This window comes from Chromatium okenii (genome assembly GCF_002958735.1).
GTDB lineage: Bacteria > Pseudomonadota > Gammaproteobacteria > Chromatiales > Chromatiaceae > Chromatium > Chromatium okenii_A.
Map to the genome: position 1 here is coordinate 1 of NZ_PPGH01000012.1, position 21,281 is coordinate 21,281.

The window sequence follows — 21,281 nt, forward strand, 5'->3', positions numbered from 1 at the left end:
CACAGCATAAAATGATTACAAATTACAGGCAAATAAAGCATCAACTGTGCAATGGTTCCTTTTGCGAATCGCTTTTGCTTTTGACCAGTAGTGTTCAATCGGGTTTAAGTCAGGTGAATATGGTGGTAAGTATTCTAAAATATGTCCGCTTGCTTTAATCTTCTGCTGAATATCTTGTCTTTTGTGAAAAGTAGCATTATCCATGACAAGAACGCAGTTTGCTGGTAGTTTTGGCAACAAATCATCGGTTATCCATAAAAAGAAAAACTTGAGAGTTAATTGAACCGGTAAATAAAGTCACCGTCACTAAATTAAAGTCAGTTATTGCCCCAATAGCATTTATTCGTCCTTTTTCATGCCAATTGCGCTTGTCTAAACACTTTTTTCCGATAGGAGAGTATCCATAAGAACGCGGCATATCGTTAGCAAATCCACTTTCATCAATATAAACTATTGTTTTTTTAGTTGTTTTATAGCTTGCTATGCGTTCTTGAAATGAAAGACGTGCTTGTCATCTGCTTTGGGATGAGAAAATGTTTTTTTTTCGACTAATGCCCAATCTTTTCAAGGCTGCACCAATACCACTCTTGCTCACTTGCAATCTATCGGCACGTTCTTGAAGGTAAGCATCAGGATACGTTTCAACATCTTTTAGCAGTTGATTGGTGTTAATTTTAGTTGCAGGTTTGTTGCGATGCTTTTGTGGCTCTAGTTCTTTATTCCAGCGAATTAAACTCGCAGAGCCAACTCCTAGCCTGCGGGCAGTTTCACTATAAGTAAGGTTAAATTTTTCTTTTATTTCTAATGCTCGACGACGGAAATCAACAGAGTAGGTCATTTGCTTTTCACTCCTCATTTATAAAATCATTTTATATTGGAATTGCTATAAATCGCAAGAAACTACTTTTAATGGACGGCAATTTCTGTTATACGCCGCCTATCTTGATTCCGTTATCCACTGAGGTATAAGCCATGTTAGATACTGAAAACAGCTATGGACAGGAGGTTGTGGAGCGTATTCCACCGCTGACCCATCAAGAATCACGCAGTCAACAAGCAGCCAGCCTTGATATTCGTCGTCGCATTGAACACATGCGCGAAATCAAACGCTTGCGCGAGCTGCTTGATGACCCAGAATTCGATGAATTGAATGAATAACTCAGGCTGCCGCGGGCGGTAGCGGTGAACGCTGGAGATGGATTTCTAGCGGTTGGCGAGCAGATAAATGCACCTCGCGTTGCGGGAATGCCATGACTAAACCCTGTTCAGCAAAGGTCTCATAAATCGTTTGATGTAATTCGGTAATCACGTCAATACGTCCATCAACAGTTCCCAAATAACAGCGCAGCGTGATCGTCAAGGCATTATCCGCAAAACCATCAAAACTGACTAAGGGTTCAGGATCATCAAGTACGCGCTCATTGTTCTGGGCAATTTGTTTTAATACCCTTAGCGCCAATTGTGTGTCGCTGCCATATTCAAGCCCAATCGGAATGCTAATTCGGTTTTGCTGGTCGGTAAGCGTCCAATTCAATAACCGTTCAGTGATGAATTCCTTATTTGGAACTAACAGCTCCTGCTTGTCCCAGTTGCGAATGGTGGTAGCACGGATTTGAATGTTGGTCACGATGCCGGAAGTTTCGCCAATGGTTACGATGTCACCGACGCGCACTGGGCGCTCGAATAGAATAATCAAACCACTCACAAAGTTGGCGACGATTTCTTGTAACCCAAAACCAATGCCAACGCTCAATGCTGCGACGAGCCATTGCACTTGCGACCAATTAAATCCCATGGCGTTAAACGCTAATAAAAACGCAGTGGCAATGATGAAATAACGCACCAGTGTTTTAATTGCATAGCGTCCACCCGCCGAGACTGAATCACTTTGCAATAGCACGATTTCCAATAGCGCCGGTAAATTTTTTGCGGCAATGACCGCAATCAATAGAATTACGAGCACTAATCCAACATCAGCGACGGTACGGGAATTAACTGGATTTGCCCATCCACTACACCGCTGTAATGCCAGAGCGCGAATTGCTCAAATAAAGTGAACGCCGGTAATACTTCCGACCAGGTCAACCAAAAGCCGCCAACTGCGCTGAAAAAAATCGCTGCGTTAATCAGATGACGGGTTTGTTCATCGAGTGCCGCTAAATCAGGTTCGGGAGTTTCCAGCAATTCTTCTACTTCTGCCGGTGCTCGCCGTGCTGCTTGCCGATCAAGCGCCGCCTGTAGCGCCAGCCGTCGCCGCGCCACCATGAGCCAGCGCACAATCAATTGGTGAATGACGACCAGCGCCAGCGCCAGCCATGTTTGGTACACCAGCGATTGAAACAGCACGCCGGCCGTGTAGACGTAGCCCACCAACGCCAGCCCTGCGAGCACCAGCGGCAAGCCCACGATGCCGAAAAACCACAGATAACGCAGGCGGTTGAGCCAGCCAGTGGGTGCGGCGAGCAGTAGCGGCGTCAAAACTCCGTGCTGAGGATTGAGCAGTCGCGCAAACAGCACTGCAAATCCGATCATGTTCGCCACCAGCATCAGACGACCGAGGCTGTTGGTGTAAACGGATCGTTGTGACGAAAAATCATCACCGTGAGCAGCGCCACCGGAATGACATACCAAGTAAAGCCGTCGAAATCGCGCCGCAGCCGTTTGACCGTGTCGCTGCGCCAGCGGAAATGTCGATCGCGACGCCATTGGGAAGGCACAGCGTGCGAAATGCCCGCAGGTAATACAGCCCAAAGGCAATCTCAACCAGCGCCATGCCGAACGCTCGGGCAAAGGTCGTCGCCTCCACTGCCGTTTGCAATTGTTGTCCGATGAGCCAGATCAACAGCGGCAACGGCAGCGCCACGAGCAGCGTCAAACCCAGAGCGTGTAACGTGAATGACACGCGGTCGCTGTGCACCTGACGCAGCGGCACGGCGCTGGTTTGGATCGCCCGTTGCAACGCGCTGCGTTTCCAAAACAGCAGGATTACGCCGAATAATTCCAACCAAAATAACAGATTGCGCGGAATTTGCGTGACCAGAACGGTCGCCACATCGCGCCAGCCGTTCCACGATCCCAGCCACAGCAGCGCCGTCGGTAATCCCGTTAACGTGTCCAAACTGACCGCTGGCGCACTGCGCACCCACAGCAACCGCTCGGCGAGGAACGCATCGTAAGCAGTGGCAATTTGCACCACCTGCTCGGCAGCGTAATTCAGTTCGCTGAGTTGACGGATGTAGTCGTCTTCAACTTTCAGTGCCTGCGCCAACAACGGTTTACGTTGTGCCAAAGTCAAGCTGAGTTGTTTACGCAGTACTGCGTTGGGGCTGTCAACATTTGGGTCTATCGATTCGCCCAATGCAGCAGCGAGTAATGTTGTGAGATAACCATCTTCATCGCGGAGCTGGCGCTCCTGCTCGCGGTAATGAATCTGCCGCAGCGTCGCCTCAGCAATGTCGTTTTCGCGCTCATTGATGGTTTTACGCAGTTGGCGCAAATCTGGCAGTTGCTGGCGATCATCCAGCAGAATTTGTCCCAGCGCCTTACTCAATCCGGCAGCATCAAGACGCTGTTTCGCACTCCGAAAACCTTGCTCAATCCGTTTGCGCTCGGCGGTCATGCCGTTGAGTTCTTGATTTAACCCGTCAAGCTGCTGCGCTAATTTCCCGATGGAATCAGTGATGTCCACATTTTGCTGGGTCAATTTCTGCACCAGCGGGTCTTTATTTTCCGCTTTACGCTGCGCCTGCTCGGAAGCACGTTGCGCAGCTTCAGCTTCAGCGGTACGGCGTTGATTTTGCTGCGCTTCCAGTGCCTGTTGCCGCAGTTTCAAACCCTGCAACGTCAGTGCGGTTTGATCGCGCTGCGCTTTATACAGCGCCTCACGCACTGCCTGACTGAGCAATTCCTGCTCCAGCATTCGACTTTCCGCCCACCACGCCTCGCGCTGAGTTTCCAGTGCCCAGCGCAGAGCTTGCGCCAATTCCGGCGCTTCACCTGCGGCGGTCGGTTGATGCAGCTTCACGTCAAGCTGATCAAGCTGTTGTTTTAATTCGTCAAACGCAGCCGCACTGCCGCCGGACGTTCGACACTGGAATTAATCTGTTTTTCAAACTCGCTGAGATTTGTTTCCTGCTGCGCCACGTCAGCCAGCACCTGACTTAATCGCTGATTGATGTCCGCTGCCGTCAACTGCGCCAGCGTGGGATCAACGGCAGTCGGCGCTGGCGCGTTTTTCAGTTGTTTGAGCAGCAGCGCAGTGGCTGGTGGTGCGGTTTTCAGCGATTCGGTGAAATCCGCTGCTTTCGCATTGAAATTATTGATGTCTTCTAAATTTGACTGCGCCCGCCGGTATTGCTCAATCAGACTCGCTTTGACCGTTTCATCCAAGCCGGTGGCGGCCTGCACTTCGGTCAATTTAGCGGTGAGTTGAGTCGTTGTCGGCAGCGTGGTGGCGCTTGCAGCGGGCGCATCAGCCAGTGCGGGCGCGGCGATGAATGCGCACAAATAGCAAGTAAAAACAATAATTAAGCGGATATTCACAGTGATTTAATAAACACCTTAGATTGACGTTGAAAGTTATACAGCGCCTGTTTTGCCATCGGCAGCGCGTCCAAACCAGCGGGTTGAAAACCGCGTTCTTGAAACCAATGCGCAGTCTGGGTCGTCAGCACGAATAACCGTTTGATTTCACGGGTACGCGCTTGATGTTCTAAATGTTCCAATAATCGTTCACCGCGTCGCGCTCCGCGATAATTGGAATGCACCGCTAAACACGCCAGCTCCGCCATACCTTCTTGTGGATAGTCGTATAACGCTGCGCAGGCCGTGACCAAACCGTCGCGCTCAGTCAACACGAAACGATCAATTTCGGTTTCGAGCCGTTCCCGCGAGCGGCGCACCAACACGCCACGTTCTTCCAGCGGCTGCAACAGCTCCAAAATGCTGGCGACATCGTTGATGTGCGCCGGGCGCAGCGTTTCGTAAGGTTCAGCGGAAATGAGCGTTCCGCTGCCGTCGCGGGTGAACAGTTCGCGCAGCAGCGCCCCATTTTGTCGCCGCGCTACCAAATGCACGCGCCGCACGCCGTGACGACACGCATCTGCGCCAGCGCGTAAACAGGCAGCAATTTCTGAATGCAGATCGGGCGTGGTGGTTAACAGCGCGTCTACTTCTCGCGCCAGCAAATTCGGTAATAAACGCGACGTGCCGGTTTCAGCACTATTTTCTAGTAAAAAGATCAGCTTATCGGCGTTCAGGGCAACGGCAGTGCTGCGAGCAACATCTGCTGCGCTGAGATTGAACACCTCGCCGGTCGGCGAATAACCCAGCGGTGGCATCAGCGCCACTGCGCCTTGATCGAGCACCGCCCGCAACATGCCGTGATCGACGCGCCGCACTGCGCCGGTGTGACCGTAATCCACGCCGTCAATCACGCCGAGCGGACGGGCGGTGATGACGTTGCCGGACACGACCGGAATATGCACACCAGCCATCGGCGAATTGGCGAGACCGAGCGACAGCAGCGCCTCAATTTCCACGCGCACCATACCCGCTGCTTCTTTTACGCAGCGCAATGCAGTGGCGTCAGTGATGCGCAACCCATTGATATAACGCAGTTGTGCGCCGTGCTGCGCCAGCCGCTCCTCAATTTGTGGGCGCGTTCCGTGCACCAGCACCAATCGAATGCCGCAGCCGTGCAGCAGCGCGATGTCGTGCACAAGGCTGGGAAATTGCGCATCTGCCACTGCTTCGCCACCGAATGCGATGACGAAAGTGCGACCACGATGCGCGTGAATATACGGCGTGGCATGGCGCATCCAGTCCACAAAAGGATCACGGTCAGACACAATTATTTCCTTTTATTTGAAGGAGTTGATGCTGCTGGCGCTGGTGGGCGCGGTTCGAGACCCAGCGCGATCAAACGCCAATGTAATGAACGTTCGCTGATGCCGAGAGCTTGGGCAGCGGCGGCATGATTGAAATTTTTAAATCCTTCCAACCGCCCGGTTTCATCAAATCCCCCCAACCCCCCTTTGCTAAAGGGGGGCTTTTCGTGCCCTTTTCCAAACGGGGGCGTTTCTTCCTCCCCCCTTTGAAAAAGGGGGGCGGGGGGATTTAACTCCCCCCTTTGAAAAAGGGGGGCCGGGGGGGATTTCTTCAATCGGCGCAGTTTTCAAATAAAGATCATCAATATCAATCAGATCGCCGTCGCCCAGCGCAATCGCTCGCTCTAAAATGTTTTCCAACTCGCGCACGTTGCCGGAAACGATTGCTGTTGCAGCGCAGCAATGGCAGCGGGCGTTAACGTCAATGCTGCTGTTTCGCCATCCGGTGCGGGCGCGAGTCGGCGCAGAATCTGCGCGGCGAGCAGCGGAATATCTTGTGGACGCTCACGCAGCGCCGGCATTCGTAACTCGATGACATTGATACGATAAAACAAATCTTGCCGAAATCGCCCTTGCTCCACTTCAACATTCAAATCGCGGTGGCTGGCGCTGATAATCCGCACATCAACCGGCACTTCGCGCTGGGTTCCAATCGGACGCACCCGCTTTTCCTGAATCGCCCGCAGCAGTTTGACCTGCGCCAGCAGTGGTAAATCCGCCACCTCGTCGAGAAACAGCGTTCCGCCCTCGGCAGCTTGAAACAAGCCTTCTTTGTCGCCAATCGCGCCGGTGAAGCTGCCTTTTTTATGCCCGAACAATTCGCTTTCCACCAATTCCGACGGAATCGCGCCGCAATTGACTGCGACAAAACGCCCTTCACTGCGCGGACCTTGCGCGTGAATGAGTCGCGCCGCCAATTCTTTACCGGTGCCGCTTTCGCCGGTGATGAACACTGGCGCTTGATGCCGCGCCAGCTTGTTGATTAACCGCCGAATTTGCTCCATCGCGGAGAATCGCCGAGCAGCCGTACTTCGCCATCACTCGCGCCGCTGCGTCCGCGCAATTTGAGCGCCGAGCCGACTAATCGCCGCAACAACTGCAAATCAACGGGTTTGGCGACGAAATCGAACGCGCCCGCTTTCATCGCCAGCACTGCCGATTCCATGTTGCCGTGCGCGTAATCATCGCCACCGGAATTGCGGATAGTGTTCGCTGATGTGACGAATCAGTTCCAGCCCCGAACCGTCGCTCAGGTTCATATCGGTTAAACATAAATCAAACCGATTGCGTTCCAATTGCTGCCGCGCTTCGGCAGCGTCGATGCAGTCAACGCCTGCACGTCCATTCTTTTGAGCGTGATCTTGAGCAGATCAAGAATATCGACCTCGTCATCGACGACGAGTGCTAAAGCCTTATTCATCGGCAGCCCGCCCAGTGGTTGTGGGAATTTTCAAGCGATAGTCCTTTGATGCGCTCGCAGATTGCCCTAATCTTGTGGCTCCTTATCAAATCATCACCAGAGAGTTTTTTCCATGAATCGAGTGCTTGCCAGTACCGCTATCGGTGTTTTGACTTACATGCTCGTGACTCCCGCATTTGCTGATCTCAAACCCGAAGATCAGATTGAATTTCGTCAGGCTGGTTACAGCTTCATGGCGTGGAACATGATCAAAATCAAAGCAATCTGCAAGGTGAATTCAACCAAGATCAGGTTGCCAATGCTGCCAATGTGATTGCGCCATCGCCAATTCCGGCATGGGCGCATTATTTGGACCCGGCACAGATCAAGCTGTCGGTGGACATAAAACTCTTGCCAAGCCAGAACTATTCAAACCAGAGAATGGCGAAGAAGTAGGACGCCTCGCTCGTGAGTTCGTCGATGCAGCAGAAAACCTCGCTGAAGTGGCGGCGGAAGGCGACAAGGATGCAGTGCAAACCGCATTCGGTGATCTCGGCAAAACGTGCAAAAACTGTCACGAGAAGTTTCGCGCCAACGATGACGATTGATCGAAAAAGTGCTTGATTTTGCTTGTGAAGGTCGCCCACGCGGGCGGCCTTTTTGTTGTGTGTTTACCAGCTCGGTACGCTGTGCACCGGCGCAGCAGTCAACATTCCGCCACTCGCCAGCCACACCACCAGCGCGCCAGCAATGGCGATAATCAACGCCAACCATCCGCCACCAGTCGCTGCTGGTACTGCCGAATCGTCAACCACAACGCAGCCAGTCAACATCGGACGAATCAGCGATGTGCCGCGTCCCAGCGTATAAAACAGCACCGCGCCGAGATGCAATCCAACCAAGCCGCTGATCAACCAGAAAAATTCTCGATGCAGGGCGCTGGCTTGTCCACTGAGTGCCGAGGTGACGAGCGGATATAACGGTCCATTAAATGCGATGTCGTCGTTGGCAATTAAGCCGCTGGCAGTTTGCAGCAGCAGCGCACCGAGCAGCGCCAGCACCGATAATGCGCCGAGCGGATTGTGACCAACGCCGCGCCAGTCGCCGCGCAATAGGCGCGAATGGCTGCGGGGCCGCGCACGAATTGGTGGAATCGGGCGTAAGTCGAACCGATGACGCCCCAGATCAGGCGGAAAGTCAGCAGTCCTAAAATGCCCAGCCCAATGCGCCCGTGCCATTCCATCAGATTGCCGCCGGATAATCCGGTCACCATCGCTGCCGTCACCAGTAAAAACAGCAGCCAGTGGGTGAGGCGCGTGGGCAGATCCCAAACGCGAATCGTTTTGATAGTCATTGATTTTTTAGCATGAATAACTTGGTTAGGAAGGATTTAATTGTGGCGCAAACACCACGCGGAAAACAGACGAGCGCAGTCGTGCTCTTGAGCGGTGGCTTGGATTCAGCGACGACGCTGGCAATCGCCAAAACAGAAGGTTTCACGCCTATGCGTTGTCATTTCGCTACGGGCAGCGGCATGTGATTGAACTCGCTGCGGCGAGTCGCGTCGCTGCGGCGCAGGGCGTGGCGGAACATGTCATCGCCGAAATTGATTTGCGGCGGTTTGGCGGTTCGGCATTGACTGCTGATTTAACTGTTCCAAAAGGACGCGACACGGCAGCGATGAGCAGCGGAATTCCCATCACTTATGTTCCAGCGCGGAATACGGTGTTTCTATCGTTCGCGCTGGCGTGGGCAGAAGTGCTCGGCGCAGAGGCGATTTTTATCGGCGTGAACGCGCTGGATTATTCCGGTTATCCCGACTGTCGCCCGGCGTATCTCGCTGCGTTTGAGCAAATGGCCAATTTAGCCACGGCAGCGGCAGTGGAAGGTCGGCGCAATTTCGCGTTCATGCGCCGCTGCTCGAATTGAGCAAAGCCGACATCATTCGCCGAGGCATGGCGCTGGGCGTCGATTATGGATTGACGTGCAGTTGCTACGATCCCGATCCCGCTGGTCGCCCGTGCGGACAGTGCGATTCCTGTTTACTCGCGCTCGCGGATTTGCCGAAGCCGGTGTTTCCGATCCACTGTTAACCGCTGCTTTTTGAGATAAGTTGATGACTGACAAGCTATTTTATTTTGCGAATGCCACTTTTCACGCTGCGCGGCATTGCCGAATTTGCCCGACGGACATCCGGCGCGACGGCGGCATGGCACAGTTTTACAGCGCGACTGCGGGCGCAGTTGCCAGCCGATTGGGCGCAATTTGCGGGCGCAGCGACTGGGCAATTAAGCGCCGTTGACCGAGCAGGTCGCCGCACTGAATTACTGCGATTTGAATGAAATCATGCCATTGCCGAATGATGCAGCGTTGGCGATGTGGCTGCGCGAGCGGCTGGCGCTGCCCGGTCTGGTGCAGCTCGGCGTGGACAGCACTGCCGATCAAGGTGCGGTGGTGAGCGAGCGCGGGGAAATTGAATTGTGGCGACGCTGGCGCTTTGAAGCGCGCATCGTTGCCGAATGTTCCGGCTGGGCATCAATGCGGACGAATGCACGGTCATGGTTTTGAAGTGATTGTGCATGTTGAGAAATCCCCCCGCCCCCCTTTTTCAAAGGGGGGAGGAAGAGAAAGCCCCCTTTTCGCAAAGAGATTGAAAAGCCCCCCTTTAGCAAAGGGGGGTTGGGGGGATTTGTTCAATAACCTTGATGCGCTCTGGCAGCCGCTTCACGCCGAATGCATCACGCCTGTCTCAACGACATTTCCGGTTTAGAAAATCCGACCAGCGAATTGCTGGCGCAGTGGCTGTGGCAACGATTCGCGCCGCAATTGCCGACGCTGCGCCGCGTGACGGTGTGCGAAACCGCGACCGCCGGTTGTCATTATGACGGGCAACAATTCCGCATTTGGAAAGAGCAACGCTTTGAAAGTGCAGTGCAATTTCCCGATGCGCCGGCTGGCGACGGTCGGCGACGGTTGCACGGTCACAGTTATTTGTTGCGGCTGTTGCTCAGTGCGCCGTTGGATGCAGTGCTGGGTTGGACGGTCGATTATGGCGACGTTAAAACCTTGTTTACGCCGGTTTATCGCCAGCTCGATCACCATCGGCTTGATCAATTGCCGCAATTAAAAATGCCGATCCTATTGAATTGGCGCACTGGATTCGGCGAGAAATTGCCGCGTTTTGCCTGCGCTCGATGGAATTGAAATTGAGGAAACGCCGGGCTGTGGCGCTGGGCTGTGGTGGACAAATTGAAGCCTTGCTATTTTGAACCTGAGCGCAATAACCATGAATACCTTTATTTTGGCGATAATCTCAACATTTTGCGTGAGCATTTGATAACTGAATCGGTTGATCTCATTTATCTTGATCCGCCGTTTAATTCCAATGCTAATTATAATGTGTTATTCAAATCGCCAAAAGTCACGATAGCCACGCGCAGATTGAAGCCTTCAGACACTTGGCATTGGGGCGAACAAGCCGAGCATGAAATGGCGGATATTCTTCTCCAATCGAATGCCAATGTCACTGAGTTATTAGGCAATGCGCAAACTTCTCGGCAGCAATGACATGATGGCATATCTCATTATGATGGCAAGCCGTTTATTAGAACTGCATCGCGTCTTAAAACCCACTGGCTCGCTTTATTTACATTGTGATCCGACTGCATCGCACTATTTAAAATCTTATTGGATGCAGTCTTTGGAAAGGTAATTTCCGCACTGAAATTAGTTGGAAACGCTCCAGTGCGCACAGCGACGCAAAACAAGGACGCAAACAATATGGCAACATTCGTGATGTGATTTATTTTTATACAAAATCCAACGAATGGACATGGAATGGCTTTTTCACGCCGTATAGCGAAGACTATCTTAAACGCTCATATCGTCACATTGAAGCAGAAACAGGGCGCGTTTATCGCTTGGATAATTTAACCGGTCCCGGTGGCGCAGCAACAGGTCATCCCAGTTATGAGTGATGGGTGTAATACGTTGTTGGCGCTATTCAAAAGAAAATATGGATCAACTGATTGCACAAGGACGCATTGTGCAAACAAAACCAAATACAGTGCCGGCTTATAAGCGTTATCTTGATGAAATGCCCGGCGTTCCATTACAAAATAATTGGGATGACATCAATCCTGCTGGTGGAGAACGGTTGGGTTATCCAACACAAAAACCGCTGGCATTATTGGAGCGGATCATTCGCGCCAGCAGCAATGAAGGCGATGTCATTCTTGATCCGTTTTGTGGTTGCGGTACGGCAATTCATGCTGCGCATGGTCTCAATCGGCAATGGATTGGAATTGACATCACGCATTTAGCAATCACGTTGATTGAAAAGCGATTGCGTGACAGTTTTCCCAGCATTACTTTTGATGTTCAGGGCACACCAAAAGACCTTGAGGGAGCGCGTAATCTTGCTGCCCGCGATAAATATCAATTCCAATGGTGGGCGTGTTCATTGGTAAATGCGCAGCCATTTCAAGGTAAGAAAAAAGGTGCTGATGGTGGTATTGACGGGTTGATCTTTTTTCAGGATGACAAGCAAAGCGTGAATAAAATTGTTGTATCCGTAAAAGGCGGCGAAAATGTCAGTGTTGCCATGATTCGTGATTTGGCGCATGTCGTCACCCGCGAACAGGCAGCAATTGGTTTATTTATCACGCTCGCTCCGCCCACAAAACCGATGTTAATTGAAGCGACTGGAACGGGTTTTTATGAAACGCCAGCATTTCAGATCAACGTTATCCTCGCTTGCAAATCCTCACGATTGAAGGATTATTGAATGGCAGCGAACGCCCACGTTATCCCGATCTTGCTGCTGGTGGTTTGAATTTCAAAAAGGCAGCGTTGGCATCAAAGAATGATTCACAGAAGGCATTATTTTGAATTGGATTCATATTCAACATTGAATGATTAGCTATCAAATAATTATCGCTTGACACCATTGCTCTTCCTGAATTAGCCTGATTTTACCGTCACATGACGGTCGGGATTGAACTCTCGGATAACCAAAGGCGCGTAGTGCCACCCAGCGAAAGGCGCATTTTTTGTGCCCGCACGATTTCGACGGTGGGCTATACAGTGGGAGCCATTAGGCTCACCGGTTTCCTTGGTTCCGGCAGTTCAACCCTGTATAGCACTGCCGCCACTCAATTGAACTTTGATGACGGCAGTTTCCAACTAAACCAGGAATCTGTTATGGAACACTGCAACACCCTTTCCGCATTACCCATCACCATGAATTCCCGTGAGATCGCCGAACTGGTTGAGTCCCGTCATATCGACGTGATGCGCTCAATTGATCGCCTCGTAGAACGTGGCGTTATCCGGAAAACGCCATTGGCGTTTTTCGAGGAAATCAACAACTTAGGCTTTTCAGTCAAGCGCGAGATGTACGTCTTCGATCACGCCCATAAACGCGATTCGTTCATCGTGGTGGCGCAGTTATCGCCTGAATTTACCGCTCGCCTTGTGGATCGCTGGCAGGAACTTGAGGCTGCCGCAGCTAAACCCACGATCACCGATCCAATCATTGCTGCGCTGGTGCACGGTTTAATGGAGATTGACGGAATTAAACAGCAACAGGTGGTGATTGTGCGCAAAACCGAGCAGCTTGAATCCCGCGTGGAACAGGTTGAATTGCAACATCGCAATGGTGTTCCGCAAGGTTATTTATCTCGATCTCAGGCGCATGTATTACACGGGATCGGTTTATCCGCAGAAGTATTTCATCTCGCGTTACATCAACTTGAAGTGCCGACCACGCCGTATATTCATCATGCTGAAGATGGCAATGATGTTGCGACTTTTGCTTATTTGGAGAGCGATATTGCCGATGCAGTACGGACATTTATTGATGATGCGATTCAGGTCACGCGCTGCATGTGTGAATCGCCATTATTGAATGGCAGACGCTTTCGCTATTCTAAATAGCCGGTCACACACGCAACAGCATTAATAGGAATGGCGTTGATTATGTGCAGCAACGCCATTTTTATTTGAACTCGATTGGGTTATTATTTACACATGTTCATTCATTTTGAGGTTATTACAGATGCACCAACTACTCAAACTCGGTTCCACTGTAACACGGTTTCTGGTCATGCTTGCACGATTAAAGATTTTATTGGCGGCGGCGGACAAGGCGAAGTATATCGCGCTGATTTAGATGGTAAAGCATTGGCGCTGAAATGGTATTTTTCCGAGCAGGCAACGCCCGCGCAGAAGATTAATTTAGAGGCGTTGATTCGCGCCGGTGCGCCCAGTGCGCAATTTCTTTGGCCGATGGATTTGGTGTTAGACAATTATGCTACTGCGTCCGGGTTTGGTTACATCATGCCGCTGCGCGAACCGCGTTTTAAGGGCATTGTTGATTTAATGAAGCGACGGATTGAGCCTTCATTTTATGCGCTATCGACTGCCAGTTTGCAGTTGGCGCAGGCGTTTTTAGAACTCCACGCCAAAGGGTTATGTTATCGGGATATTTCCTTTGGAAATGTGTTTTTTGATCCCAATAGCGGCGATATTCAAATCTGTGATAATGATAATGTGGCAATTGATGACGGCATGGCGATCAGTGGCGTTTTAGGAACGCCGCGTTTTATTGCGCCAGAAATCGTGCGCGGTGCGGCAGTGCCGAGTACGCAAACGGATTTATTTTCGTTGTCGGTGTTGTTGTTTTATTTGCTGCATATTCATCATCCGCTTGAAGGTCAGCGCGAGGCAGATATTAAATGCTTTGATCTTCCGGCAATGACGCAGCTTTATGGCATCAATCCGTTGTTTATTTTCGATCCTACGAATAAGCGAATTATCCGGTGCGCGGTATTCACGACAACGCTTTGGAATACTGGCCGATGTATCCGACTTTTTTACGCAACGCTTTATTCAAGCGTTTACGGGTGGTTTGCACGATCCGCAGGCACGCATTCGGGAAAGTGAATGGCGGGCAACTTTAATGCAGATGCGCGATTCTATTCTGTATTGTGGCAGTTGCGGGCGGAAAACTTTTATGATGTTGAGGCGTTGCGGAATAATAACGGGCAGCCGTATCCCTGTTGGTCTTGTCAGCGCAATTTAACGTTGCCATTTCGATTGCGTGTAGGGCGTGAGATTGTGATGTTGAATCACGATACCAAACTATTTCCGCATCATATTGATCCGCAACGGCGTTATGATTTATCGCAGCCGGTGGCTGAAATGCAGCAGCATCCGCAACAGAAAAATGTTTGGGGATTAAAGAATCTGTCAGACGCAAAATGGGTGGTGACTATGCCAGATGGTGTCGTCCGCGATGTGGAGCCGGGGCGCAGTGTGTCATTGGTGAGCGGAGTAAAAATTCAGTTTGGGCATCAAGAAGGCGAGATTCGGTTTTAATAACGAGGAGAAGAAAACCATGCACGATGAACCCCGTCACAAGCTCCGTGAATTGATCTTGAAATGGACAGTCTTTATGCAACGATTCGCGCGTTGTGAGGCTTTGTTAAAAGATGTGTGCGGTCAATATCGCAAAGAGATTTTTGTATTGACCACCGCGTTGAAGAATAGAGTTGCGGATGAATTACTGAAAAATTCCGCTGGGATTCCGCCCACTTTATTAGCAGCGCGTTTAATTAAACGGCTAGAAGATGACGCGGCGCTGAATTCAGAAGCGGCGCATTGGGCGGTAGAATCATGGATGTTGGCGTTGGGTGTTATTGCGCAACCTTTACCGAGATCAAACACCACATTAACATCTGTTCCAGTTTCTATTCAGCAATCTGCTGTTAATACTGCGCCAATTCCTGTTGCACCCTCGCCGCATATCACTAACGTTGCTGACGGTCGTTATCGTGATAATAACGATGGCACCGTGACCGATGTTAAAACCAATTTGCAATGGATGCGATGTTCATTGGGCAAGAATGGAAAAATGGAACCTGTATTGGTAAAGCTAAAAGATACAATTGGGATGAACGCTCATAAGGCGGTTGAATCCTTAAATCGCAACATTGGCTATGCCGGTTATCAAGATTGGCGATTGCCAACAATCGACGAATTAAAATCGTTGGTTTATTGTTCCAGTGGTAAACCAAAACTTGGAATGATACTGGCGAACCTTGTGAAGGCGATGATGCGAAACCAACTATCGATTCAGGAGCTTTTTCCGAATACACCAAGTTCGTGGTTTGGTCGATTTCTCCCTATGCAACAGCTCGGATTACGCGTGTGATGTAAGTTTCGTCAATGGCTACGCCGGCAGTAACTATCGGGGCAGTGCGCTACTTGTGCGCCTCGTCCGTGGCGGAAAGTGATTTTAATTTTGAGGAGAATAAAACCATGCACGATGAACCCCGTCACAGCTCCGTGAATTGATCTTGAATTATGGACATCCTTTATGCAACGATTCGCAGCGTTGTGAGGCACTCTTAAAAGATTCTTGTGGTCAATATCGCAAGAGATTTTTGTATTAACCACCGCTTTGAAGAATAAAGTTACGGATGAATTATTGAAAAATTCCGCTGGGATTCCGCCCACTTTATTATCAGCGCGTTTAATTAAACGGCTAGAAGATGATGCGGCGTTAAATTCAGAAGCAGCGCACTGGGCGGTAGAATCTTGGATGTTGGCGTTGGACATTATTACGCAACCTTTACCAAACAACAACTTCAGCATCGCAAATTACTACTGCGGCTGTAGCGACAATTTTGTTGGGAAATCGTTATTTATACAACCATGATGCTAACAGTAACCGATTTAATAACTGATTTACAATGGATGCGGTTTTCATTAGGGCAAAAATGGGAAAACGGAACTTGTGTTGGCGAAGCTAAAGAATATACTTGGGAGGAAGCAAAACAAGCGGCAGAAACTAATCAACAAACATGGTGGATATGCCGGTTATCAAGATTGGCGACTACCAACAATCGACGAATTAAAATCTTTGGTTTATTGTTCCAGCGGTCAACCCAAAATTTGGAATGATACTGGCGAGAAATGTGAAGGAGATTATGCAAAACCAACCATCGATTCAGGAGCTTTTCCGAATACGCCGAGTTCGTGGTTTTGGTCCGGTTCTCCGAGTGCCAACGGCGCGAACTACGCGTGGGGCGTGTATTTCGGCAATGGCTACGCCTACAACGACGCTCGGTACAACTACAACCGCGTTCGCCTCGTCCGCGGTGGACAGTGATTTTGATCTTTTTGATTTTTAGTTGTTTATTCAGGAGTGTTGTATGCAAAACGTCCCGGTGGTGAATTAGCAACCCGCCCGCCTGCATTTCATTTGGATTGCGGATTGTTCTGGCTCAATGTCGATTGATGGCAAAATTCAGGCGCTCAATAATGCAATCCGCGAATCATTGCCGCACATGCGCAGCGTTGCCGATGAAAATCCCAATGCGGAAGTATTAGTACGCGCATTGGCATTTTCTAGCGGTGCGCAATGGCATGTCTCACAACCGACGCCAGTTGATGAATTCAAATGGAATAATTTAGCAGCCGATGGTGTGACCGATTTAGGACGCGCATTAACTATGTTGGCGGAACAATTGCGGATTCCACCAATGACTGATCGCGCTTTACCGCCGGTGCTGGTGCTTATTTCTGACGGTGAACCAACTGATGAGTTTACGCATGGGCTGCAAATGTTAATGGCAGAACCTTGGGGTAAAAAAGCGGTGCGCATTGCGATTGCAATTGGAGAAGATGCCAATCTCGACGTATTGCAAAAGTTCATTGGTCATTCTGAAATCAAACCGCTGCAAGCCAATAACCCCGAGGCGCTGGTGCGGCATATCAAATGGGTTTCGACAGCGTGCTCAAATCCGCCTCCGCGCCCGCCAGCCAAGTCGCCGCTTTGCCCGACGGTCACAACGTGCCGATTCCCACGCCGCCGAGCGCCGCCGATCCGCAAGCGGCTGATGATGTGTGGTGATGTTGTGAGCGATTTTTGCGCCCCGAGTGGCAGTTACTCCGCGCCAGCGTGCGGGGCGCGCGCATCACCGCAGCGGTCAACCCAATCAAGACGCGGCGCGGCGCTTCCAGTTGGCGGGGCAGGCGCAAATGCTCGCGCTGGCGGATGGGCACGGCAGCCAAGAGCTTTCGCAGTCAATGCGGAGCGCGGTTGGCGGTGCTGGCGGCGCAACAGGTGTGCAAGCATCTGGTTGAATTTGAACATCTTTCGCAGTGCAAACACTGGGCGGAAGAGCAATTGCCGGTGGCGGTGGTGCGGCAGTGGCAGGAACGGGTGGAACGGCGGCTGGCGCGGCAACCGTTCACCGCTGCGGAATTGGCACCGCTCAATGACGCAGCGCGGCGGCAATTAGAAAACCAGCCATTGATTGCTTATGGTTCGACCTTATTGGCGGTGATTGTTGCGCCCAAATTTATTCTATATCTGCAATTGGGCGATGGGGATTTGCTCACGATGACAACGAAGGAAACATCGTGCGCCCATTTGCTAAAGATGCGCGATTGATTGCGAATGAAACAACGTCGTTGTGCTCAGAAAAAGCGTGGAATGAAATGCAAATTTGCTTTCAACCCTTAGCTGGCGCTCCGCCGACATTGATTTTAATGGCGACCGATGGTTATGCGAATCTTACCGCGACGAGGCGAGTTTTCAACAAGTGGCGCGAGATATTGGGAATTGTTGCGCGGCGCAGATCAAGCAGCCGTGAAACCTTATTTGCGCGACTGGTTAAATGACATCTCACAGCATGGCAGCGGCGATGATATTAGTTTGGGGCTAATCTGGCGCGATGAAACGATGCAGTTTTTAATTGATATGTGTTCAGAATCGGGTTGTTAAAAATGCTGCTTCAATTCCTTAATTGAATTGCAGTAGGATTATCGCTTGACGCTGCCGCTCTATCTATGTTTTTATTTGTTGTAAGAGGCGTCGAACCCTCGTAAAGCGGATTCCGCACCCGTCAGACATGCGGTGTTTTTGCCCAACGGTTTCAAGATTTTTTAATCGCTGGGAGTGTGGTAAATATCTGAATAATCAGTAATAACCACGCGGTTCTTTACGCCGTTTCGACCCTCCCGGCTGTCCAGGCTCATTTGGATAAACCATTCTGTCGAAGCAAATGTAAAGAGACCATCATGGAAACCAACAACACTCTCACCCTCACGCCAATCAACGGCGAACTCCGTATTCGTGACATTGATCTAGCCGAACGGCTTGGGTTCGCTGATCGCGCATGATCCGTAAGCTCATTAAGAGCAACAAAGAAAAACTCAATGGATTCAGTATTCTGTACGCTGTGGAAATAATTCACAATGGAGCTGGTCGCCCTGCTACTGAGTACTACCTTGACCGTCAACAGTCGCTGTTCATTTGCATGAAGTCTGAGACCGACAACGCTTTTGATGTTCAGGTAGACATCATCCGCGTTTATGACGCACACCTGAGCGGCAAATTACAGCCCACCACGATTACCGATCCAATCATTGCTGCGCTGGTGCACGGTTTAATGGAGATTGACGGAATTAAACAGCAGCAGGTGGTGATTGTGCGCAAAACCGAGCAGCTTGAATCCCGCGTGGAACAGGTTGAATTGCAACATCGCAATGGTGTTCCGCAAGGTTATTTATCTCGATCTCAGGCGCATGTTTTACACGGCGTTGGTTTATCCGAAAAAGTTTTCCATCTCGCGTTACATCAACTTGAAGTGCCGACCACGCCGTATATTCATCATGCTGAAGATGGCAATGACGTTGCGACTTTTGCTTATTTGGAGAGCGATATTGCCGATGCAGTGCGGACATTTCTGGAGGATGCGATTCAGGTCACGCGCTGCATGTGTGAATCGCCATTATTGAATGGCAGACGCTTTCGCTATTTTAAATAGCAATGTAACGCCAATGCAGCGTTAACTATTTCACGCAGTAGCGCATTTTTTATTAAGGCGCTGCTGCGTAATGACATCAAATCAATACTACATCATATTGCTCTTGCGTATACAGCGCCTCTGCCTGCAACCGAATAGGATGACCAATAAATGCTTCCAATTCGGCAAGATGCGCTGATTCTTCATCAAGCATTCGATCTACTACTTCCTGCGATGCCAGCACCAATAGCGTTTCTACATCGAATTGCCGTGCTTCCCGCAAAATCTCACGGAAAATTTCATAGCAGGTGGTTTCCGCAGTTTTAATGGAACCGCGCCCGCCGCAACATGGACAGGGTTCGCATAACACATGCTCCAATGATTCGCGGGTGCGCTTGCGAGTCATTTCCACTAAACCCAATGATGACACCTCAGTAATGTGCGTTTTTGCATGATCGCGGGCGAGGCATTTTTCTAATGCACGCAGCACTTGGCGCTTGTGTTCATCCTCATCCATATCAATAAAATCAATAATGATAATGCCGCCAAGATTGCGCAGTCGCAATTGCCGACAAATGGCTTGCGCGGCTTCAAGATTAGTTTTGAAAATGGTTTCTTCGAGATTACGATGACCAACAAATGCCCGTGTTAATGTCAATAGTGGTCATGGCTTCAGTTTGATCAATCACTAAATGGCCACCGGATTTCAAACATACTTTACGCAATAAGGCTTTTTTAATTTCTTCTTCAATGCCGTATAAATCAAATAACGGACGTGCACCCTGATAATGTTCAATACGACCTTGAATTTCTGGAATGTAATTTGCGGCAAAAGGTAATGCCTTGTTCAAACATGGCGCGAGAATCAATCCGAATACGTTCTACTTCTGGTGTTACCAAATCGCGCAGCGCCCGCAGTGTTAAGGGTAAATCATCGTGAATTAATTGAATGTTAGTGGCTTGGGCGCAGCGTTGTTGAATACCGCACCACAGTTTGGCTAAAAAGCGCATGTCATTAATTAATACTTCTTCATTCACGCCTTCCGCGGCAGTGCGCCCAATAAAACCGCCTTCATTCGGATGCGCATCGACATGACGCTGCAAAATGTCGCGCAGTCGTCGTCGTTTCTTCTTCATCTTCGATCTTTTGGGAAATACCGGTATTGCGCAGCGTGGGCATACACACCAGATAGCGTGAGGCAAGCGAGATTTGTCGTTAATCGCGCACCTTTGGAGCCGAGCGGGTCTTTCACCACCTGCACCATTAACATTCGCCTTCGTGCACCAGCTCATGGATTTGATCGGTGCGAATGTCATGCAGTGCCGCGCTGAAAATATCGGAAGCGTGGAGAAATGCTGCCCGGATAGTCCAATATCGACAAATGCTGCTTGCATTCCCGCAGCACTCGGCACACGCGCGCCCTTTGTAGATATTGCCAACTAAACCAGCACGTTCGGCACGTTCGATGATGATCTCCTGCACCACACCGTTTTCGACCACAGCAACCCGAGTCTCAGGCGGCGTTACATTGATGAGGATTTCTTCAGTCACGGAATCACGATCTCGATGGATGGATAAAGTTGTCAGTTTTCAGTTGGCAGCATGAGCGCGATTCCTGCCTGTTTGAGCAAACGTCCTGTTTCACACAGCGGCAATCCCATAACGCCGGAATAGCTGCCGTTGAGTGTAGTCACAAACAGTCCGCCATAACCCTGAATGCCATAACTTCCGGCTTTATCTAGCGGCTCTCCAGTGCGGCAATACCACGCAATTTCCGCCTCACTCAGGGTGCGAAAAGTGACATCGCTTTTACTGAGCGCCAGCCATTTTGCGGTGTGGGAGTGGGAATCAGTAGTGCAACTGCGGTCAATACCTGATGACGACGCCCGGACAACAGCCGCAACATCGTTGCTGCATCGTGCACATCACGCGGTTTTCCTAAGATACGCGCATTGCAGATAACAGCGGTATCCGCTGCCAATATCGGACGCAGTGGCAACTGCTGCGCCACCATTTCCGCGCTACCGGTGTTCGCCTTGAGTCGCGCCATGCGTTGTACATAATCACGCGGCGCTTCGGCAGGCAGCGGCGTTTCATCACAATCAGCATCAATCACCGCAAACTGTACGCCAATTTGGGTGAGCAACTCCGCTCGGCGCGGTGAACTGGATGCG

29 protein-coding genes and 6 pseudogenes are annotated in these 21,281 nt (G+C 50.5%); 22 read left to right on the forward strand and 13 right to left on the reverse strand.

Annotation, left to right across the window (positions count from 1 at the left end):
* Positions 1–15: 15 nt before the first annotated feature.
* Genes CXB77_RS24310 through CXB77_RS01685 form a run of 3 tightly spaced genes read right to left on the reverse strand, consistent with a single transcriptional unit; the run spans position 16 to position 838 of the window.
* Positions 16–252 (reverse strand): transposase, encoded by a 237-nt coding sequence (locus CXB77_RS24310; protein WP_431520693.1) that lies wholly within the window; start codon positions 250–252, stop codon positions 16–18.
* Entirely contained in the window at positions 242–484 is a 243-nt protein-coding gene (locus CXB77_RS24315; RefSeq protein ID WP_431520694.1) for a transposase, read from the reverse strand. Before CXB77_RS24315 ends, CXB77_RS24310 begins: the two co-directional genes overlap by 11 nt.
* Positions 485–511: 27 nt before the next feature.
* Positions 512–838, reverse strand: coding sequence for an IS630 transposase-related protein (locus tag CXB77_RS01685; RefSeq protein WP_105072549.1), 327 nt, complete (start codon positions 836–838; stop codon positions 512–514).
* A 134-nt stretch (positions 839–972) separates the two neighbouring features.
* On the opposite strand from CXB77_RS01685, the gene CXB77_RS01690 reads away from it, so the two are divergent.
* On the forward strand, positions 973–1,158 hold the full coding sequence (locus CXB77_RS01690) for a PA3496 family putative envelope integrity protein (RefSeq protein ID WP_105072550.1): 186 nt from the start codon (positions 973–975) through the stop codon (positions 1,156–1,158).
* Between the two features lies 1 nt (position 1,159).
* Here the strand turns inward: CXB77_RS01690 and CXB77_RS20780 are convergent, their stop codons facing one another.
* From CXB77_RS20780 to CXB77_RS01705, 4 genes and pseudogenes are all read right to left on the reverse strand, one after another.
* Positions 1,160–1,963: a mechanosensitive ion channel family protein gene (locus CXB77_RS20780; protein WP_242445339.1), complete on the reverse strand. Its 804-nt coding sequence runs from the start codon at positions 1,961–1,963 to the stop codon at positions 1,160–1,162.
* Positions 1,963–4,542 (reverse strand): annotated as a pseudogene (locus CXB77_RS24320) (mechanosensitive ion channel domain-containing protein). Before CXB77_RS24320 ends, CXB77_RS20780 begins: the two are co-directional and overlap by 1 nt.
* Positions 4,539–5,819: an amino-acid N-acetyltransferase gene (argA, locus tag CXB77_RS01700; RefSeq protein WP_197710963.1), complete on the reverse strand. Its 1,281-nt coding sequence runs from the start codon at positions 5,817–5,819 to the stop codon at positions 4,539–4,541. Before argA ends, CXB77_RS24320 begins: the two are co-directional and overlap by 4 nt.
* Before the next feature lie 32 nt (positions 5,820–5,851).
* Positions 5,852–7,308 (reverse strand): annotated as a pseudogene (locus CXB77_RS01705) (sigma-54-dependent transcriptional regulator).
* A gap of 112 nt (positions 7,309–7,420) precedes the next feature.
* Between CXB77_RS01705 and CXB77_RS20800 the strand changes: the two are divergent.
* Positions 7,421–7,621 (forward strand): hypothetical protein, encoded by a 201-nt coding sequence (locus CXB77_RS20800; protein WP_242445341.1) that lies wholly within the window; start codon positions 7,421–7,423, stop codon positions 7,619–7,621.
* Positions 7,622–7,643: 22 nt separating this feature from the next.
* Positions 7,644–7,895, forward strand: coding sequence for a c-type cytochrome (locus CXB77_RS20805; protein ID WP_242445342.1), 252 nt, complete (start codon positions 7,644–7,646; stop codon positions 7,893–7,895).
* Between the two features lie 63 nt (positions 7,896–7,958).
* Here the strand turns inward: CXB77_RS20805 and CXB77_RS23430 are convergent, their stop codons facing one another.
* On the reverse strand, positions 7,959–8,399 hold the full coding sequence (locus CXB77_RS23430; protein WP_347338020.1) for a cytochrome b/b6 domain-containing protein: 441 nt from the start codon (positions 8,397–8,399) through the stop codon (positions 7,959–7,961).
* Positions 8,300–8,641 carry a cytochrome b/b6 domain-containing protein gene (locus CXB77_RS23435; protein ID WP_347338021.1) on the reverse strand — a complete coding sequence of 114 codons (342 nt, stop codon included), beginning with the start codon at positions 8,639–8,641 and terminating at the stop codon, positions 8,300–8,302. The genes CXB77_RS23430 and CXB77_RS23435 overlap by 100 nt, the downstream gene beginning before the upstream one ends.
* Positions 8,642–8,653: 12 nt before the next feature.
* On the opposite strand from CXB77_RS23435, the pseudogene queC reads away from it, so the two are divergent.
* The 13 genes and pseudogenes from queC to CXB77_RS01755 all read left to right on the forward strand — a co-directional run bounded on the left by queC (position 8,654) and on the right by CXB77_RS01755 (position 15,502).
* A pseudogene (gene queC / locus CXB77_RS01720) lies at positions 8,654–9,394 on the forward strand (7-cyano-7-deazaguanine synthase QueC).
* A 9-nt stretch (positions 9,395–9,403) separates the two neighbouring features.
* On the forward strand, positions 9,404–9,589 hold the full coding sequence (locus CXB77_RS01725) for a hypothetical protein (protein WP_146108637.1): 186 nt from the start codon (positions 9,404–9,406) through the stop codon (positions 9,587–9,589).
* Positions 9,586–9,855 (forward strand): hypothetical protein, encoded by a 270-nt coding sequence (locus tag CXB77_RS01730; RefSeq protein WP_146108638.1) that lies wholly within the window; start codon positions 9,586–9,588, stop codon positions 9,853–9,855. The genes CXB77_RS01725 and CXB77_RS01730 overlap by 4 nt, the downstream gene beginning before the upstream one ends.
* 165 nt (positions 9,856–10,020) lie before the next feature.
* Entirely contained in the window at positions 10,021–10,491 is a 471-nt protein-coding gene (locus CXB77_RS01735) for a 6-pyruvoyl trahydropterin synthase family protein (protein WP_242445343.1), read from the forward strand.
* A 36-nt stretch (positions 10,492–10,527) separates the two neighbouring features.
* A complete protein-coding gene (locus tag CXB77_RS20105; RefSeq protein ID WP_197710956.1) occupies positions 10,528–10,854 on the forward strand; it encodes a hypothetical protein in 327 nt (108 codons plus the stop codon).
* Positions 10,829–10,999: a hypothetical protein gene (locus CXB77_RS20110; RefSeq protein ID WP_197710957.1), complete on the forward strand. Its 171-nt coding sequence runs from the start codon at positions 10,829–10,831 to the stop codon at positions 10,997–10,999. The genes CXB77_RS20105 and CXB77_RS20110 overlap by 26 nt, the downstream gene beginning before the upstream one ends.
* An 85-nt stretch (positions 11,000–11,084) precedes the next feature.
* Positions 11,085–11,264, forward strand: coding sequence for a hypothetical protein (locus CXB77_RS20115; protein ID WP_197710958.1), 180 nt, complete (start codon positions 11,085–11,087; stop codon positions 11,262–11,264).
* Positions 11,265–11,302: 38 nt separating this feature from the next.
* Positions 11,303–12,073: a DNA methyltransferase gene (locus CXB77_RS20120; protein WP_197710959.1), complete on the forward strand. Its 771-nt coding sequence runs from the start codon at positions 11,303–11,305 to the stop codon at positions 12,071–12,073.
* Positions 12,043–12,177, forward strand: a complete 135-nt coding sequence (locus CXB77_RS22765; RefSeq protein WP_277949324.1) for a hypothetical protein — start codon at positions 12,043–12,045, stop codon at positions 12,175–12,177. Before CXB77_RS20120 ends, CXB77_RS22765 begins: the two co-directional genes overlap by 31 nt.
* Positions 12,178–12,489: 312 nt before the next feature.
* A complete protein-coding gene (locus tag CXB77_RS01745) occupies positions 12,490–13,224 on the forward strand; it encodes a Rha family transcriptional regulator (protein WP_105072560.1) in 735 nt (244 codons plus the stop codon).
* Between the two features lie 93 nt (positions 13,225–13,317).
* Positions 13,318–14,232, forward strand: coding sequence for a protein kinase domain-containing protein (locus CXB77_RS20125; RefSeq protein WP_197710960.1), 915 nt, complete (start codon positions 13,318–13,320; stop codon positions 14,230–14,232).
* Positions 14,233–14,667: a hypothetical protein gene (locus tag CXB77_RS20130; protein ID WP_197710961.1), complete on the forward strand. Its 435-nt coding sequence runs from the start codon at positions 14,233–14,235 to the stop codon at positions 14,665–14,667.
* A gap of 19 nt (positions 14,668–14,686) precedes the next feature.
* On the forward strand, positions 14,687–15,502 hold the full coding sequence (locus CXB77_RS01755) for a DUF1566 domain-containing protein (protein WP_105072554.1): 816 nt from the start codon (positions 14,687–14,689) through the stop codon (positions 15,500–15,502).
* A gap of 11 nt (positions 15,503–15,513) precedes the next feature.
* On the opposite strand, the gene CXB77_RS18990 is transcribed toward CXB77_RS01755, so the two are convergent.
* The gene (locus CXB77_RS18990; protein ID WP_146108639.1) at positions 15,514–15,909 is read right to left on the reverse strand and encodes a hypothetical protein; all 396 of its coding nucleotides are present in this window, start codon (positions 15,907–15,909) and stop codon (positions 15,514–15,516) included.
* Positions 15,910–16,087: 178 nt separating this feature from the next.
* Here CXB77_RS18990 and CXB77_RS01765 point away from each other — a divergent pair, with 178 nt between their 5' ends.
* Positions 16,088–16,462, forward strand: coding sequence for a DUF1566 domain-containing protein (locus tag CXB77_RS01765; RefSeq protein ID WP_242445344.1), 375 nt, complete (start codon positions 16,088–16,090; stop codon positions 16,460–16,462).
* Between the two features lie 138 nt (positions 16,463–16,600).
* Here CXB77_RS01765 and CXB77_RS20135 read toward each other — a convergent pair whose 3' ends face one another.
* On the reverse strand, positions 16,601–16,957 hold the full coding sequence (locus CXB77_RS20135; protein WP_197710962.1) for a hypothetical protein: 357 nt from the start codon (positions 16,955–16,957) through the stop codon (positions 16,601–16,603).
* Positions 16,958–17,071: 114 nt separating this feature from the next.
* Between CXB77_RS20135 and CXB77_RS22770 the strand changes: the two genes are divergently transcribed.
* The 5 genes and pseudogenes from CXB77_RS22770 (at position 17,072) to CXB77_RS01790 (ending at position 19,127) form a co-directional block, all read left to right on the forward strand.
* Positions 17,072–17,206: a hypothetical protein gene (locus tag CXB77_RS22770; protein ID WP_277949325.1), complete on the forward strand. Its 135-nt coding sequence runs from the start codon at positions 17,072–17,074 to the stop codon at positions 17,204–17,206.
* Between the two features lie 26 nt (positions 17,207–17,232).
* Positions 17,233–17,439: a protein phosphatase 2C domain-containing protein gene (locus CXB77_RS24325; protein ID WP_172452489.1), complete on the forward strand. Its 207-nt coding sequence runs from the start codon at positions 17,233–17,235 to the stop codon at positions 17,437–17,439.
* Positions 17,351–17,859: pseudogene (locus CXB77_RS01780) on the forward strand (protein phosphatase 2C domain-containing protein); the annotation flags it as partial. The gene CXB77_RS24325 and the pseudogene CXB77_RS01780, both read left to right, overlap by 89 nt.
* 4 nt (positions 17,860–17,863) lie before the next feature.
* Positions 17,864–18,082, forward strand: coding sequence for a hypothetical protein (locus tag CXB77_RS20810; protein WP_242445345.1), 219 nt, complete (start codon positions 17,864–17,866; stop codon positions 18,080–18,082).
* 535 nt (positions 18,083–18,617) lie between these two features.
* Positions 18,618–19,127, forward strand: coding sequence for a hypothetical protein (locus tag CXB77_RS01790; RefSeq protein WP_146108641.1), 510 nt, complete (start codon positions 18,618–18,620; stop codon positions 19,125–19,127).
* A gap of 76 nt (positions 19,128–19,203) precedes the next feature.
* Here CXB77_RS01790 and rng read toward each other — a convergent pair.
* A pseudogene (gene rng, locus CXB77_RS01795) lies at positions 19,204–20,658 on the reverse strand (ribonuclease G).
* 32 nt (positions 20,659–20,690) lie between these two features.
* Positions 20,691–21,223: pseudogene (locus CXB77_RS24330) on the reverse strand (Maf family protein).
* Positions 21,224–21,281: the final 58 nt, after the last annotated feature.